The organism is Catenuloplanes nepalensis (genome assembly GCF_030811575.1).
Lineage (GTDB): Bacteria > Actinomycetota > Actinomycetes > Mycobacteriales > Micromonosporaceae > Catenuloplanes > Catenuloplanes nepalensis.
This window is the reverse complement of the sequence record NZ_JAUSRA010000001.1, coordinates 417,384-433,363: the sequence shown is the minus strand read 5'-3', so window position 1 is coordinate 433,363 and position 15,980 is coordinate 417,384. Positions and strand designations below refer to the sequence as shown.

Sequence of the window (15,980 nt, the reverse complement as noted above, 5' to 3'; positions counted from 1 at the left end):
GGGATATTCGGTACGGTCTGGATAGCCGGGCACGGAACGGGCAGAATAGCAGCGGCCTTGATCCAGCCACCGTCTTTGAGGGGCGTCCATGCATCGGCCCGAGTGGGCACCGGAGACCATCGACATCGAACGGCCCAGCGTCGCCCGGATGTACGACTACTACCTCGGCGGGTCGCACAACTTCGCGGTGGACCGCTCCGCCGCGCAGGCGATGATCGCGGCCGTCCCCGAGGCGCCGCTGATGGCCCAGGCGAACCGCGCGTTCATGCGCCGCGCCGTGCGTTTCCTCGCGGCCCAGGGCGTGCGCCAGTTCCTGGACATCGGCTCCGGCATCCCCACCGTGGGCAACGTCCACGAGATCGCGCCGGTCGAGGCGCGCGTCGCATACGTGGACATCGACCCGATCGCGGTCGCGCACGCGCGGGAGATCCTGGCCGGCGACGACCGCACCGTGATCGTCCAGGCGGACCTGCGCGAGCCCGAGAAGATCGTGCACGATCCGGGCATCCGCGCGCTGCTCGACTTCGACGAGCCGATCGCGGTGCTGATCGTGGCCGTCACCCACTTCATCCCCGACGCGGACGATCCGGCCGGCCTGATCGCCCGGCTCCGCGGCGCGCTCGCGCCCGGCAGCTACCTGGTGCTCTCCCAGGCCAGTGACGAGGGCCGGACGGACGAGGAACGGTTCGAGGGGCAGGCGGTCTACCGGCAGACCGACAACCCGCTGCGCGCCCGCGACCGCGCCACGCTGCTGCCCTGGTTCGACGGCTTCGAGCTGCTCGACCCCGGCCTGGTGTGGGTGCCGCTGTGGCGGCCCGACCCGACGGACGACACCGAGGACGCGGAGCGCGTGGTCTTCCTCGGCGGTGTGGGCAGGCTTGGTGGCTGAGCACGAGGCAGGGATCGCCGCGTTCGCCCGGGCCTGGGCCAAGGCGATCACCGGCACCAGTTACATCCCGATGAGCCAGGGCGAGCTGGAGGAGCGGCTCTGCGCGCTCACGCTCGAGCTGCGCGACGCGCTGCTGGCCGAGCCGTTCAGCCTGCGGCGCGGCTACCGGGTCGGCGGCGCACTGGTCCGCGCGCACGTGGTCTCCGCGGAAGGGCTCGGCCGTACCATCGAGGTCCTTGATCAACGCTTCGTGCGCGACCTGAGTCTGACCGACACCGGCGGCCGGATGGCCCGGCTGCTCGGCACGGTCGCCACCGGCTACGCCCGCGCGCTGCGCGACCGCACGCTGGACGAGCAGGAGTCGATCCGGCGGGCCGCGATGGTCTCCCGGGAGGAGGCCGAGTTCGCGCTGCGGGAGAGCGAGTCGCGCTTCCGGCACCAGGCCACCCACGACTCGCTGACCAGCCTGCCGAACCGCGCGCTGTTCACCGACCGGCTGCACACCGCGTTCGCCGGTCCGCCGCAGCGGCTCGCGGTCTGCTTCCTCGACCTGGACGGCTTCAAGATGGTCAACGACTCGCTCGGCCACCACGCCGGCGACCTGTTGCTGATCGAGGTGGCCCGGCGGTTGCGGCGCAGCGTCGGCGAGCACCTGGTGGCCCGGCTCGGCGGCGACGAGTTCGTGATCCTGATCGAGGGCACCACCTGCACCGAGGACGCGGTCAAGGTCGCGGACTCGGCGCTGGACGCGATCAACGAGCCGGTCGAGGTGGACGGCCAGCGGCTCGCCGTCTCCGCCAGCATCGGCATCGTGGAACGGGAGACCGGCGGCTCCTCTCCCAGCGACGTGATGCGCGCGGCCGACATCACGCTGCACTGGGCCAAGGAGAGCGGCAAGCGGCGCTGGGCGCTGTTCGACCCGGACCGCAACGAGCGTGAGGTCGCCCGGTTCACGCTGTCCGCGTCCATGCCGGCCGCGCTGGAGCGCGGCGAGTTCTTCGTCGACTACCAGCCGCTGGTCGCACTGGACGGCGGGCGGCTGCGCGGCGTGGAGGCGCTGGTCCGCTGGCGGCACCCGACGCTCGGCGTGCTGCGCCCGGATCGGTTCGTCGGCCTGGCCGAGGAGTCCGGCCTGATCGTCCGGCTCGGCGCGTGGGTGCTCGGCGAGGCGTGCGCGCAGGCCCGTCGCTGGCTGGACGCGAGCCCGGACGCGCCGTTCGTCAGCGTCAACCTAGCCGTCCGCCAGGTCGGCGACCCCGGCCTGATCGCCGAGGTGGCGGACGTGCTGGAGCGCACCGGCCTGCCGCCGGACCGTCTCCAGCTGGAGATCACCGAGAGCGACGCGATGGCCGGGGTGGACGTCGGCGTGCTCGACGCGCTCGCCTCGATGGGCGTCCGGCTGGCGATCGACGACTTCGGCACCGGTTACTCGAACCTCGCCTACCTGCGGCACCTGCCGGTCCGCGAGCTGAAGGTGGCCGGCGCGTTCGTGGAGGGCCTGCGCACCGGCGACTCCCCGGTCGACGAGAAGATCATGGCGACGCTGGTGGCGCTGGCACACACGCTGGACCTGACCGTCACCGCGGAGAACGTGGAGACCGCCGGCCAGGCCGCCCGGCTCCGCGCGATCGGCTGCGACTCGGCCCAGGGCTGGCACTTCGGCCACCCCGGCCCGCCGTCCGCGATCGACGAGCATCTGCGGCGCCCGGCGCTCAGGAGCGGCGTGAGTACGCCTCCGCCTGCAGCGTGAACAACTCCGCGTAGAGCCCGCCGCGCGCCATCAGTTCGTCGTGGTCGCCCTGCTCGGCCAGCGCGCCGTGGTCGAAGACCAGGATCAGGTCGGCGTTGCGCACGCTGGCCAGCCGGTGCGTGATCAGCACGACCGTGCGCCCCTCGGCCAGCTCCCGCAGGCGCTGGTAGACGTCGTGCTCCGCGCGCGCGTCCAGGTTCGCGGTGGGCTCGTCGCAGATGAGCAGCGCGGCGTCCCGGAAGAACGCGCGGCTGACCGCGAGCCGCTGCCACTGGCCGCCGGAGAGATCCGCGCCGTCCGTGAAGTGCCGGGACAGCAGCGTCTCGTACTTGCGGGGCAGCTCCACGATGAACCCGTGCGCGTCACCGGCGCGGGCGGAGCGCTCCACGTCGTCCTGGCCGGCCTCCCGGTCGTACCGCCCGATGGTGATGTTCTCCCGCGCGGTCAGCGGCCAGTGCGTCGGCTCCTGCATGACCACGGCCACGCCGGTCCGCACGCTGTCCGTGCGGTAGTCGTCGAGCACCACGCCGTCCCAGCGCACCGCGCCGCTCTCCGGCCGGTAGAGCCCGGCCAGGATCTTCGCCAGCGTCGACTTGCCGGACCCGTTCTCGCCGACCAGCGCGACCGTCTGCCCGCGCTTGACGGTCAGGCTCACGTCGTCGACCGCGAGCTTGTCCGCGCCGGGGTAGCGGAAACTCACGTGCTCCAGCCGCAGCTCCTCGAAGCCCCGAGGTGCCGCGCGGGCGCGCTCCGGCTCCGCGTGCTCCCGGGCCAGCGCGCAGAACGCCTGGTAGTCCGCGAAGTACAGCCCCTCCTCGTAGAGGTGCCGGACGGTGAACGCGACCTGCGACAGCGCACCGATGCCGGTGCCGATCGCGTAGGCCGCCGCGCCGCCGACCGCCAGCTCCATCCGCCCGGTCATCAACAGCCAGATCATCACCGCGTACGTCGCACCGGTCGCCACCGCACCGAGCACGGTCCCCAGCAGCGTGGTCCACACCTGCCGCTCCATCACCCGGATGTGCGCCCGCGTCTCCGCGTCCAGCAGCCGCCGCACCTCGGCCAGCAGGAACTCGCGCAGCGTGAACGCCCGCAGCTCCGGCGCCGCGTCCCGGTCCGCCAGCAGGTCGGACAGCATGTACCGCCGGCGGTAGAGCGAGGTCAGCTTCAGCCGCTGCCGGTAGCCCAGCCGCGCGGACCGCACCGCCGCCCACGCGGTCGGCACCACCGCCAGCACCAGCAGCGGCAGCAGCACCGGGTGCAGCACGGCCAGCACGCCGCCCGCGGCCACCAGCGAGATCACGTTCGTGCCGAGCGTGATCGCCTGGTCGACCAGCGACTGCGCCGCGAACGTGCCCCGGTCCCGGGCCCGGTACATCGTGTCGCGCCAGGCCGCGTCGTCGAAGATCGCCAGGTCCGCCCGCGTGGTCAGCTCCAGCAGCCGCAGCTCAGCCGAGCGGCTGACCAGCGGCGACAGTCGACCGTGCGCGGCCGTCGCGGCCGAGGACAGCAGCGTGCGCGCCGCGCTCGCCCCCGCGAACACCAGCACGGACGGGATCGCGGCCCGGATCCGCTCCGGCGTCGGCCCCTCCGCCAGCAGCCCGTCCAGCACCCCGACCACGCTGACCAGACCGACCGCGCCGACCGCACCCGCGGCGAGTTGCAGGAACACGACCGCGAGCGTGATCCGGGGGCTGCTCTCCCAGGCCAGCCGCCAGGCCTGCCCGAGCAGGCTCGGCAGCCGCCGCAGCATGCGCCAGAACCCGGCGCTCGCCGCTTCCGCGCTGCTCTTCAGCCAGTACGGGACCTCCATCTCCGGTTCGTCGTCATCCACTGCCGTCCCCGGGGTCGTCACCACGCCCTCCAGTACGACACATGCGCATGTATCGCGCTAACCCCTCGCGCTACTCACTCACGCAGCTCACCCGCGAGCAGCCCGGTGAGTCTGGCGGCCTGCTGCTCCCAGCGCCACTCCTTGGCGACCCACTCGCGGCCGGCGGCGCCGAGCCGGCGGGCCAGGTCGTGATCGGTCAGCAGGGAGACCGCGCGCTCGGTCAGCGAGGTGAGGTCGAGGCCGGGGACGACGTAACCGGTCTCGCCCTGCAGCACCGCGTCGGGCGCGCCGCCGGAGTCGCCGGCGATGACCGGCAGGCCGGTGGCGGACGCCTCCAGGTAGACGATGCCCAGTCCCTCGACGTCGAGGCCGCGGTTGCGGGTGCGGCACGGCATGGCGTAGACGTCGCCGGCCGCGTAGTGGGCCGGCAGCTCCGCCCACGAGACGCTGCCGGTGAAGACCACGTCGCGCTCGACGCCGTGCTCGCGGGTGAGCCGTTCGAGCGTCTCGCGGTAGGGTCCGCCGCCGACCAGCAGCAGCGCGGCGTCCGGCACCCGCCGGCGGATCTCCGGGAACGCGCGGATCAGCGTGTCCTGCCCCTTGCGCGCGACCAGGCGGGACACGCAGACCAGCACCGGCCGGTCCGCCAGGCCGTGCCGCGCACGGATCTCCGCGCCGCCCGCGCCCGGGTGATAACTGTCGGCGTCGACGCCGGGCGCGAGCCGCTGCAGGTCGGTCAGCCCGTGCAGCGCCCGGTCGAGCCGACTGCGCGTGTACTCCCCCAGGTAGGTGATCACGTCGTTGCCGCGGGCGATCCGGCGCAGCAGCGTGCGCGCGCCGGGCAGCGCGGCCCAGCCGACCTCGTGGCCGTGCGTCAGCGCGACCGCGCGGCCGATCCCGGCGCGACGGCGCAGCCCGTCGGCGAGCAGGCCGAGCGGGGCCGCGGCGCCGAACCAGACGGTGTCGCAGTCGTGCGCGCGGGCCAGCTCCGCGGCGCGCCGGGCGACCGCGGGCGTGGGCAGCAGCACGGACGTCTCCTCGCGGATCACCTCGAACGGCTGGGCCGCGTCGAACTCGGCCGCGCCCTTCCACCGGGAGGCGTAGACGACCACGCTGCCGGCCGGCTGGCGGATCGCGAGGTTGTGCACGAACGACTGGATGCCGCCGGGCCGGGGCGGGAAGTCGTTCGTGATCAGCAGGGTCCTGGTCAACGCGGTCAGCGCTCCCCTCGTGCGTAGGCCCGGGCCGCGGCCATCCGCTCCACGGTGGAGGGATGGGTGGCGCCGTAGAGGTACTCCCAGCGGGGCGGGTCCGGGTCGCCGAGGTTGACCGTGGACAGGCGCGCCTGCATGGCCTCGAACGTGGTGGGATCGCCGGTGAGCGCGAGCGCGTGCGCGTCCGCCCGGGACTCGATGCGCCGGCTGACGAACGCCTGCAGCGGCGACGAGACCAGGCCGGCGACCGTGACCACCGCGAGGACCAGCGCGATCGCGCGCGGCTCGCCGATGTCGCCCGCGCCCGCGGCCCTCAGCAGCGCCGGCCATGAGCCGAGCAGGTAGAGCGCGACCACCGCGGCGGCGGCGGCGAGCGCGCCGAGCAGCGTGCCGATCGGGACGTCGTCGTCCTTCGCGTGGCCGAGCTCGTGCGCGACGACGGAGGTGACCTCGGCCGGCGTGGCCTCGGTGAGCAGCGTGTCGTAGACGACGATGCGGCGGGTCGGGCCGAGACCGGAGACGTAGGCGTTGACCGCGCGGGTGCGCCGGGACGCGTCCGCGACCAGCACCTCCCGGACCGGGACGCCGTCGCGCGCGGCGAGCTGCATCAGCTCGGAGCGCAGGCGTCCGTCCGGCATCGGCGTGAACCGGTTGAAGACCGGCTCGACCAGCACCGGGACCACGAACGAGAGCAGCGCGACGAGCGTGGCGGCACCGGCCGCGCCGAACGCCCACCACCACTGCGGCGCGAACCGGGTCAGCGCGTAGAAGCCGAGCAGCACCAGGGCGCCGATGACGGCGCTCACCGCCCACGACCGCAGCAGGTCGGCGGCCCAGCCGCCCCAGCCCTGGGTGGAGAGGCCGTAGCGGACCAGCACGGTGTGCCGCCAGGCGCCGATCGGCAGCGTGAGCAGGTCGGCGACCACGACTACGGCGAAGCCGCCGAGCAGCGCCTGCGCGGCCCAGTGGCCGTCGAACGGGCGGCCGCACAGCTCGACCAGCCGGGCGCCGAGCGGGGTCAGGCCGAGCAGCAGCGCGACGACCAGGCCGAGCGCCATGCCACCCCAGGTGGCCGGGCGCAGCGTGGACCGGAACTCACGGGCACGCTCGACCCGGTCCTGCGGCAGGGTGGCGAGCGCGGCGACCTGGTCGGCGCGCGGAGCGGGCGGGCGCTGCCACGGGATCAGCAGCAGCGCGACGGCGAGCAGTGCCACGGCGAGGCCGCCGAGGGTGAGCACGGCCCACCAGCGAGGGGTCATGGCGACCCATCCTAGGGGCAGGTCTTGGGTGACGTGGAGGGCCGGAGCGAGGCGAGGTCCAGGTCGTCCGGGTGTGCGGCGCGGGCGTCCTGATACCGGGGGTTGTATCAGGGTGTTCGCGACGTGCGGCCAGGCGGCGCCTGGGCCACGCCGCAGCCCGGTCATCCACGTCACCCAAGACCTCGTCAGGCGACGTCGCGGCGGAGCGGGACCAGGCGCAGCGGGGTGCGCGGGACGACGGACTCGTCCGGCACCTCGACGACCTCGGGGTCGAGGCCGGCCCGGGCGAACATCTCGATGGCGTTGATCTCGTCGGGGGTGAGCCGCTCGATCTCCGGCGGGGTGTGGAACAGGACGTGGATGGCGCAGTCGGCACAACCGGTGCCACGGACGGCACAGGTGTCACAGTCGACGATCATCGTTCCTCCTCACGGGTACGCCGTACACGCTAGGTGAGGGGTATGACAAAAACCGGCGTCTATGATCTCGAGAGTCTTCGCAACAGCGAATCCGCAGCTAGCGGATAGGCTCCGTGCCGCCGCACACCGTCCGCCACCTCCCGGTCCGAGGAGATGACGATCACCGGGCGTCCGGACGGTTCCGCACGCACCAGGCGGCGGATCACCTCGTCCGCGGTCTCGCCCTTGCGGGAGAAGAGCACGCGCACGCCGCGCGGCGCCGGGGGGAGCCCGTGCTGCCGCTCCGCGCCGTCGAAGACGCAGGTGACCTCGTCGCCGGTCTGCGCCGCGATCCCGCCGAGCCCGGTGATCAGGCGTTTGCGCTGGTGTTCGAGCGACATCTCGGACCAGCCGCGCTTGGTCACGTTGTAACCGTCAACGATCAGATGTGCCTTCGGCAGCGCGAGCAGCTGATCGAGGCGGGCCGGGTCGTCGTTGTCGGTGGCGCGCGCGCCGACCCGGTCAGGCGCGTCGGGCCGGTCCGCGGTGGCGTCCGCGACCAGGTCGGCCGGGAGCCGGTCGGCCGGGCCGATCGCCAGCTCGCGGCGCAGCCCGTTCGCGGCCTGCCCGATCGTCTCCAGCAGCAGCCAGAGGCGGGCGTCGTCGGCCGCGCGCGAGTCGCGGACCGCCGACCGGGCGCCGCTCGCCGCCGCCTCCGCGTCGGCCAGCTTGGATCGAAGTCTGCGCAGCTCCTGATCGTGCCGGTCGGCCGCGCTCTTGGCCCGCCCCTTCTCGGTGGCGAGCATCTCCGCGGCCTTGCGCTCGCGGGCCTGGGTCTCGCGCAGCGCACGGGCCGTGGTGCGGTGCTCCTCGCGCAGCTGGCCCAGCTCCTCCCGGACCCGGGCCAGCTCGTCCCGGAGCTTGTCGGCCTCGACCCGGGCGACCGCGCGGTCGTGCTCGGCGCGGGCGGCGCGCTGCTCGGCTGCGCGGACGGCCTCGCTGACCGCGGCGCTGTCCGCCTCCGCGCGGACCGCGTCGCCCGCGGCCGCGACCAGGTCGAACCAGCCGGCCGGGCGAACCAGGTAGGCCAGCGCGGCGACCTCGACCGGGTCGGCCGCGCCCACGGCCGTCCCCTCGGCGATCGCGGTGCCGAGGTCGCCGGCCTCACCGGACGCCTTGCGGCCGATCCGCTGACGGAAGAGCGGGTCCGCGGCGAGCTGGGTGGCGATCGCGGTGCCGCCGAGCCGGGCGCGCCGGTTCGGTGCGAAGCGCGCGACCTTGCGCAGCACGTCCGGGATCTCGTCGAACGGCAGCCCCGGCAGCAGCATCGCGGTGAGCTGGATCACCCGCTGGCGGACCTGCTCGGGCAGGATCGGCTCGGCGGCCTCGCCCGGGTCATGTGACTCGGCGGACTCGGGGAGCCGGATGATCGCAGGGTACGGCGCCGCTTCCCCGGGGGAGCGGTCGTCGGGCGGCGCCGGTACGGACATACGACAAGTCTCCCACCGTGCGGCCCCCGACCGCGCGACAGCGGCTTTTGATCTCTCCTGGTCCGCCAAGGCTACTCCTGGGTCACCCGGTGCAGAAGTGTCGGACCCGCCGCCTACCGTGCCCTGGTGGCACAAACCGAAAACTTCGTCCAGGGCCTGTTGCTCGACGACGACGACCCCGGGTCGATGCCGCTGTCCGGGGTGACGTTCGTGGTGGTGGACCTGGAGACGACCGGCGGCGCCCCGGCCAAGCCGGACGGCAGCAACGCCATCGGGATCACCGAGATCGGCGCGGTGAAGGTGCGCGGCGGCGAGGAGTTGGGCGTCTTCGGCACGCTGGTCAACCCGGGCGAGGTGATCCCGCCGTTCATCACCGTGCTGACCGGCATCACCGAGGCGATGCTCGCGCCGGCCCCGCCGATCGAGGAGGTGCTGCCCGCGTTCCTGGAGTTCGTCAGGGGTTCGGTGCTGGTCGCCCACAACGCGCCGTACGACGTGGGATTCCTGAAGGCCGCCTGCGCCCGGCTCGGCTACGACTGGCCCCCGGTGAAGGTGCTGGACACGGCCGCGCTGGCCCGGCGCGCGCTGACCCGCGACGAGGTGCCGAACCGGAAGCTCGGCACGCTGGCCGCGTTCTTCCGCACCACGGTCACGCCGACGCACCGCGCGCTGGACGACGCACGGGCCACCGTGGACGTGCTGCACGGCCTCTTCGACCGGCTGGGCGGCCACAACGTGTCCACGCTGGGCGAGGCGATCGAGTTCGCCAGGGCGGTCACGCCGACCCAGCGCCGCAAGAAGCACCTGGCCGAGGGTCTGCCCAGGGTCCCGGGGGTGTACGTGTTCCGCGCCGCCGACGACCGCCCGCTCTACGTGGGCACCTCGGTCGACATCGCCACCCGGGTGCGCAGCTACTTCACGGCCGCGGAGAAGCGGGCGCGGATGTCCGAGATGCTCAACGCGGCGGTCCGGGTCGAGGCGATCGAGTGCGCGCACGGGCTGGAGGCCGAGGTGCGCGAGCTGCGGCTGATCGCGGCGCACGCCCCGCCGTACAATCGCCGGTCGAAGTTCCCCGAACGGGTGGTCTGGCTGAAGCTGACCACGGACGCGTTCCCGCGGCTGTCCATGGTCCGGGCGCTGGCCGACGACGACGGCACCTACCTCGGCCCGTTCTCGTCGCGGCGGGCGGCCGAGCTGGCCGCGTCCGGCGTCTACGACGCGATCCCGATCCGGCAGTGCGGGCACAGGCTGTCCGTGCGCATCCCGATGCCCGCCTGCGCGCTGGCCGAGCTGGGGAAGTGCCCGGCGCCGTGCGAGCACCGGGTGACCGTGGACGATTACGACGCGATGGCCGCGGCACCGTTCCGGACCGCGGTGACGTCGGATCCCGGACCGCTGATCACCGCGCTGATGTCCAGGATCGAGAATCTCTCCCGGTCCCAGCGGTACGAGGAGGCGGCCGTGCTCCGGGGCCGGATGGCCGCGTTGCTGCGCGCGCTGATCCGCATGCAGCGGCTCTCCGGCGTCACCTCGCAGGCCGAGCTGGTCGCGGCCCGGCCGCACGCGGGCGGCGGCTGGGACCTGGCGATCGTCCGGCACGGACGGCTGGCCGCGGCCGGCGTGTCGCCGCCGCGAGTGCACCCGCGGCCCACGATCGAGACGATGCGGATGACCGCGGAGACGGTGCGGCCGGGCCCGGGACCGACCCCGGCCGCGACGGCCGAGGAGACGGAGCGCATCCTTGCCTGGCTGGAACGCCCGGAGACCCGGTTGGTGGAGATGACGGACACGTGGTCGTCTCCCGTCCGGGGTGCCGCGCGCTTCGGCGAGCTTCTGGCCAGGGCGGAAGGGGCCTTGTCGGCAAATAACTCAGCCGTTCGGTCATAGGCAAGCAACCATTCGCATGACGAACCCTCGCATAGGCTGTAGAGCAACACTGTTCCGGGCCGCGCTCGTTTTAGGGCAGAAGCGGCTTATTGAGGAGGTGTCCGGGTGGACGTCGACGCCGGCCACGGCGCCGCACTGGGACGTGCACTGCCCTCCCCCGACGTGCCCCTGACCCGGAGGCTGCGCTCGCTGCTGTCCTGGCAGCCGCCGGAGAATGACCCGGTCACCAAGCTGATCAAGATGCACAAGTCGGTGCATCCGTCCGGTGACATGACGGTTCTGCGGCACGCCTACCGGGTCGCGGACAACTGTCACCGGGGGCAGATGCGCAAGAGCGGCGATCCGTACATCACGCATCCGCTCGCGGTCGCGGAGATCCTCGCCGAGATGGGCATGGACACGACCACGCTGATCGCGGCGCTGCTGCACGACACGGTCGAGGACACCTCGTACACGCTGGAGGCTCTTCGGGGTGATTTCGGCGACGAGGTCGCCCATCTGGTCGACGGCGTGACCAAGTTCGACAAGGCGTTCTACGGCAAGTCCGCGGAGTCCGAGACGATCCGCAAGATGATCGTGGCGGCCGGCAAGGACGTCCGGGTGCTGATCATCAAGCTGGCCGACCGGGTGCACAACATGCGCACGCTCGGCGCGCGGTCCAACGCCTCCCGCGAGCGGATCGCCAAGGCCACGCTGGACGTGCTGGTCCCGCTCTGCGACAAGCTCGGCATCCAGTGGCTCAAGCGCGAGCTGGACGACGTGGTGCTGCTGCACCTCCAGCCGGAGGCGCACGAGCGCATCTCGGCGTACGTGACGAGTCGCCCCGGCTGGGACGACTACCTCGACGACGTGGTCAAGCAGTCCCGCACCGCGCTGCGCCGCCAGCGGGTGACCGCCTCGGTGACGCCCCGGCCCCGGCACCTCTACTCGATCTGGAAGGACACGGTCCGCGGCGACTACGCCGAACCGTTCGACCTGCCCCGGATCGCGATCGTGGTCGACGGCACCGACACCGACTGCTACATGGCGCTCGGCGCGATCCACACGAAGTGGCGCCCGGTCGCCGGCCGGTTCAAGGACTTCATCGCCTCCCCGAAGAACAACCTCTACCGCTCGCTGCACACCACGGTCACCGGGCCGGACGGGCGCACGGTCGAGGTGCTGATCCGCACCGAGGCGATGCACCGGCTCGCCGAGTTCGGTGTGGCCGCGCCGTATCGGTTCCCCAAGCTCGTCGCCCGCGGCGAGGGAGCGGAACAGCTCGACTGGCTGCACCGGGTGCTCGACTGGGAGCCGGAGGCGAAGGACGCCGCCGTCTTCCTCAGCTCGCTCCGATGTGAGCTCGCCGAGTCACAGATCCAGGTTTTCTGCGAGGGGCGGCCGGTGATGCTGCCCCTCGGTGCTACCTCCGTCGATCTCGCCTACGAGGTGGGGACGGACGCGGGCGAGCGCTGCGTGGCGGTGACGATCAACGGGCGGACCGCGCCGATCCTCTCCGAGCTGACCGAGGGCGACGTGGTCGAGCTGTTCCTCGACGACGACGGCGACTCTGACCCGCTGCACCGCGGCCCGCACCGCGACTGGCTGCAGTACGCCAAGACGTCGCACGCGCAGCTGCAGCTCAACCGCCGGTTCGCGGAGAGGGACGCGCCCGGCATGACCATCACGGACAAGGTCCGGCTGGGCCGTGCCACGATCGGGCTGACGCTGCTGCGCAAGCACAACCGCGGCCTGGCCAGCGAGCGCCCGCTGTTGCGGCTCGCCGAACAACTGGGCTATCCCGACCTGGAGACGCTGCTGGTGGCGGTCTTCGACCGGACGCTCGACCCGGACGACCTCGCGCAGAAGCTGGTCGCCTCCGTCGATCACCCGGACTGAAGCCAGCGGAGCGCCTGCGTCGGCGTGGGGCCGGAGCGAGACGCGGTCCAGGTGTCGTCCGCGTGTGCGGCGCGGCTAGCCTTGCAAATGTGAATCTCCGCCACAACACCGCGCTCCGCGCCATCGCCTACGGCACGTTCTACCGGCTGCCGCTGGTCCTTCGACGCCGCATAGTCCGGGCGGTCGTGCCGAAGTACGTCGTCGGGGCCGTGGTGTTCGTGCACGACTCCGAGGCGCCCGCGCCCGGCCGCCTGCTGCTGCTCCGCCAGCCTCCGGGCGTGAGCTGGACGCTCCCGGCCGGTCTGTTGCAGCGTAAGGAGGCGCCGATCGACGGCGCGCTGCGCGAGCTGCACGAGGAGACCGGCCTCAAGCTCGCCCGCGAGGACCTGGTCCCGGCCACGCCGAACGCGATCGTGCACGCGAAGGGCTGGGTGGACATGTGCTACCACGCGTTCGTGCCCGCGTCGACCGCGCCGGTCCGCGCGGACGGTGCCGAGGTGCTGGAGCTGCGCTGGTTCGCGCTGGACGACCTGCCGAAGCTCTCCCCCGCGACCGGGCGGCTGCTCGGCATGTTCGGCATCGGCCCGGCCGCCGCGCCCGGCGCCGTTCCCGCGATCCCCGCTCGCCGATGAGCGACATGGCCGCGGTCATCCTGGCCGCCGGTGAGGGGCAGCGCCTGCGGCCCCTCACGTCGACGGTGCCCAAGGCGCTCTGCCCGGTCGGCAACGTCCCGCTGCTGGACCGCGCGTTGGCCCGGGTCGACGCGCTCGGCCTGCCGGCCGCGGTGAACGCGGCCTACCTGGGCGAGGCGGTGGCCCGGCACGCGGAGGGCCGCGCGCACGTGTCGGTGGAGCCGGACGGCCCGCTCGGCACCGGCGGTGGCCTGGCCCGGCTGCGGTCCTGGGTGGATGGTCGCGGCGTGCTGCTGGGCAACGCGGACGCGTACCTCCACGATCCTGATCTTGATCCTGGCCCGGACATCGCCGCGCTGATCGACGGCTGGGACGGCGCGTCCGTGCGCATGCTGGGCCGGCCCGCCGCGTCCGGCGAGGGCGAGTTCGGCGGGTACGACTTCGCCGGCTTCTCGCTGATCCCGTGGCGGTTCGTGGCCTCGCTGCCGGACGAGAAGCACGAGGTGGTGCGCTCGGTGTGGCGGCCGGCCGAGCGGGAGGGCGCGCTCACCGTCGTGCCCTACTCAGGAACATACCTGGACACGGGTACGCCGTCGCTCTACCTCGCCGCGAACCTGCACGCCGCGGCCGGAGCCTCGCTGGTGGCGCCGGACGCGGTGGTGACCGGCCGGGTGGAACGCGCGGTGATCGGTGCCGGGGCCCGCATCGACGGCGACGTCCGCGACGCCGTGGTCTGGCCGGGCGGGCGCGTGCACGCGGGCGAGACGCTCACCGCCGCGATCCGGGTCGGCGACGACCTCACCGTCCCGGCGGCACTCCCGCTAGCATGAGCTGACCCGAATCTGCTGATCAAGGGAGCCGTCCGGTGATCACCGCGATCGTCCTCATCGACTGTGCCACCGACTCGATCCCGGAGGTGGCCGAGACGCTGGCCGCGCTGCCCGGGGTCAGCGAGGTCTACTCCACCGCCGGCCATGTCGATCTGATCGCGATCATCCGCGTCCGGCAGTTCGAGCAGATCGCCGAGGTGATCGCGGGGAGCATCTCCAAGGTCCCCGGCGTGATCAACACGGAGTCGCACATCGCGTTCCGGGCCTACTCCCAGCACGACCTCGAGGAGGCGTTCGCGATCGGCCTGCCCGAGACGGACTAGCACGGGGTGGGCGGCCCGGCCGCCCACCCCGGCCCGGTCAGAGCGTGCGCGGCAGCCGGTCCAGCGCGTCCGCACGGCGCTGCCGCGACGGGGCGTCGAGTGACCGCGCCCCATCGCCGCAGTAGGTGTCCCGCGGCAGCTTCCCGCTGAGCAGATACTCCGTGCCCACGGACAGCGCGCACGCGTTGTCGTCGTAGATGTAGACGCCGTGCCCGCTGCCGTCCACGGTGATCAGCGACGACCGCTTGCCGAACGCGTCCCGGTAGAGCTGACCGCCCCGCAGCGGCGTCGCCGGGTCACGCTCGTTCTGCATGATCAGCACGTTGCGCGGCCCGTTGCGGTTGATCTTCACGGTCGGCTCGTACTGCTCGTACGGCCAGAACGCGCACGGCGTGATGTTCGCGGACGCGGCACCGAACAGCGGGTATCGCTTCCGGTCCTGCGCCACCGCGCGCCGATACGTCGCCACGTCCTCGGCCCAGTCCGTGTCGTTGCAGGTCACCGCCAGGAACGCGGAGAAGAAGTTGTCCTGCGGGAGCGGCTCCGCCGCCATCAGCCGGGTGGCCGTGGCCGGGTCCGCGTTCTGCAGCGCCTGCCAGGTCTGTGCGATCGACGGGTAGGCACCCTCGTCGTAGAGGCCCGCGAAGACGATCCAGCGGAACAGGATGCCGTCGAAGATGTCCAGTGGCGTCGCGTCCAGCCGGGCCGCGAGCGCGAGGTAGTTCGCCCGCACCTCCGCCTGCGTCCGGCCGAGGCCGTAGGCGCCGTGCCGGGCCGCCGCCCACGCCGCGAAGTCCGGGAACGTCTGCTCCATGCCCAGGCCGAACCGGCGCATGCTGTCCCGGTCGAGCGCGGTGTTGCCGAGGTTGCTGTCGATGATGACCCGGTCCGTGGTGTCCGGGAACATCGACGCGTACGCCGCACCCAGCGCGGAGCCGTACGACAGGCCGAAGAAGCTGGCCTTCGCCTCGCCCAGCGCGGCCCGGATCGAGTCCAGGTCGCGGGCCGTGTTCGCGGTGGTCATGTGCGCCAGCCGGCCGTCCGGGTCGCTGGCCGCGCAGCGCTCCGCGACCGCCTTCGCGATCTCGGCCTGCGCGGTCACCGCGGCGTCGTCCACCGCGTACGGCGGGATGTTCGAGCGGTAGCCCAGGTCCGCGGTGATCCCGCAGTTGACCGGCGCGGAGTGCCGGACGCCGCGCGGGTCCATGCCGATGATGTCGTAGGCGTCCAGCACGCTGGTCGGCGTGCCCAGGTTGGCCAGCTGCCCGGGCATCTCCAGTGCGGCGACGCCCGGGCCGCCCGGGTTGGTCAGCAGGATGCCCCGCCGCTTCGCCGGGTCCGTGCTGGCCAGACGGGACACCGCGATCTCGATCCGCGTGCCGGTGGGGTCGCGGTAGTCCAGCGGCACCGGCACCGTGCCACACTCCAGCACGGACGGCGCGGCCTCGGCCGCCACGTCCGCCGGGCACGCGCCCCAGACCACCTGCGACGCGGGCGCCGCGGCCGCGGCCGGCACCGCGATCAGCGACGCGGCGACCCCGGCGACGAGCGACAGGGTCACGCTTCGACTTCGATTCATACCGAGCCTCCCGGATG

Annotated in this window: 13 protein-coding genes; 7 read left to right on the top strand and 6 right to left on the bottom strand. The window is 73.0% G+C overall.

The features are described 5' to 3' along the window. Positions 1-88: 88 nt before the first annotated feature. The gene (locus J2S43_RS01925; RefSeq protein WP_306826794.1) at positions 89-889 is read left to right on the top strand and encodes an SAM-dependent methyltransferase; all 801 of its coding nucleotides are present in this window, start codon (positions 89-91) and stop codon (positions 887-889) included. Further along, a complete protein-coding gene (locus J2S43_RS01920; protein WP_370881581.1) occupies positions 867-2,639 on the top strand; it encodes a putative bifunctional diguanylate cyclase/phosphodiesterase in 1,773 nt (590 codons plus the stop codon). Before J2S43_RS01925 ends, J2S43_RS01920 begins: the two co-directional genes overlap by 23 nt. Here J2S43_RS01920 and J2S43_RS01915 read toward each other — a convergent pair. From J2S43_RS01915 to J2S43_RS01895, 5 genes are all read right to left on the bottom strand, one after another. Next, entirely contained in the window at positions 2,602-4,473 is a 1,872-nt protein-coding gene (locus J2S43_RS01915) for an ABC transporter ATP-binding protein (RefSeq protein ID WP_306826793.1), read from the bottom strand. The genes J2S43_RS01920 and J2S43_RS01915 overlap by 38 nt on opposite strands. Before the next feature lie 74 nt (positions 4,474-4,547). Next, a complete protein-coding gene (locus J2S43_RS01910) occupies positions 4,548-5,684 on the bottom strand; it encodes a glycosyltransferase family 4 protein (protein ID WP_306826792.1) in 1,137 nt (378 codons plus the stop codon). A 5-nt stretch (positions 5,685-5,689) separates the two neighbouring features. Beyond that, complete coding sequence (locus tag J2S43_RS01905; protein ID WP_306826791.1) at positions 5,690-6,946, bottom strand: M48 family metallopeptidase; 1,257 nt, start codon at positions 6,944-6,946, stop codon at positions 5,690-5,692. Between the two features lie 185 nt (positions 6,947-7,131). Beyond that, positions 7,132-7,365, bottom strand: a complete 234-nt coding sequence (locus J2S43_RS01900) for a hypothetical protein (protein ID WP_306826790.1) — start codon at positions 7,363-7,365, stop codon at positions 7,132-7,134. Positions 7,366-7,424: 59 nt separating this feature from the next. Next, positions 7,425-8,834: an NYN domain-containing protein gene (locus J2S43_RS01895; RefSeq protein WP_306826789.1), complete on the bottom strand. Its 1,410-nt coding sequence runs from the start codon at positions 8,832-8,834 to the stop codon at positions 7,425-7,427. Between the two features lie 186 nt (positions 8,835-9,020). Here J2S43_RS01895 and J2S43_RS01890 point away from each other — a divergent pair, with 186 nt between their 5' ends. The 5 genes from J2S43_RS01890 to J2S43_RS01870 all read left to right on the top strand — a co-directional run bounded on the left by J2S43_RS01890 (position 9,021) and on the right by J2S43_RS01870 (position 14,384). Beyond that, positions 9,021-10,721, top strand: a complete 1,701-nt coding sequence (locus J2S43_RS01890; RefSeq protein ID WP_306839146.1) for a DEDD exonuclease domain-containing protein — start codon at positions 9,021-9,023, stop codon at positions 10,719-10,721. 105 nt (positions 10,722-10,826) lie between these two features. Then, a complete protein-coding gene (locus tag J2S43_RS01885) occupies positions 10,827-12,599 on the top strand; it encodes a RelA/SpoT family protein (protein WP_306826788.1) in 1,773 nt (590 codons plus the stop codon). An 89-nt stretch (positions 12,600-12,688) separates the two neighbouring features. Next, a complete protein-coding gene (locus J2S43_RS01880) occupies positions 12,689-13,231 on the top strand; it encodes an NUDIX hydrolase (RefSeq protein ID WP_306826787.1) in 543 nt (180 codons plus the stop codon). Next, the gene (locus tag J2S43_RS01875) at positions 13,228-14,061 is read left to right on the top strand and encodes an NTP transferase domain-containing protein (protein WP_306826786.1); all 834 of its coding nucleotides are present in this window, start codon (positions 13,228-13,230) and stop codon (positions 14,059-14,061) included. Before J2S43_RS01880 ends, J2S43_RS01875 begins: the two co-directional genes overlap by 4 nt. A 35-nt stretch (positions 14,062-14,096) precedes the next feature. Continuing rightward, positions 14,097-14,384, top strand: a complete 288-nt coding sequence (locus J2S43_RS01870) for an Lrp/AsnC family transcriptional regulator (RefSeq protein ID WP_306826785.1) — start codon at positions 14,097-14,099, stop codon at positions 14,382-14,384. Between the two features lie 37 nt (positions 14,385-14,421). Here the strand turns inward: J2S43_RS01870 and J2S43_RS01865 are convergent, their stop codons facing one another. Further along, a complete protein-coding gene (locus J2S43_RS01865) occupies positions 14,422-15,945 on the bottom strand; it encodes an alpha/beta hydrolase (RefSeq protein WP_306826784.1) in 1,524 nt (507 codons plus the stop codon). Between the last annotated feature and the right edge of the window lie 35 nt (positions 15,946-15,980).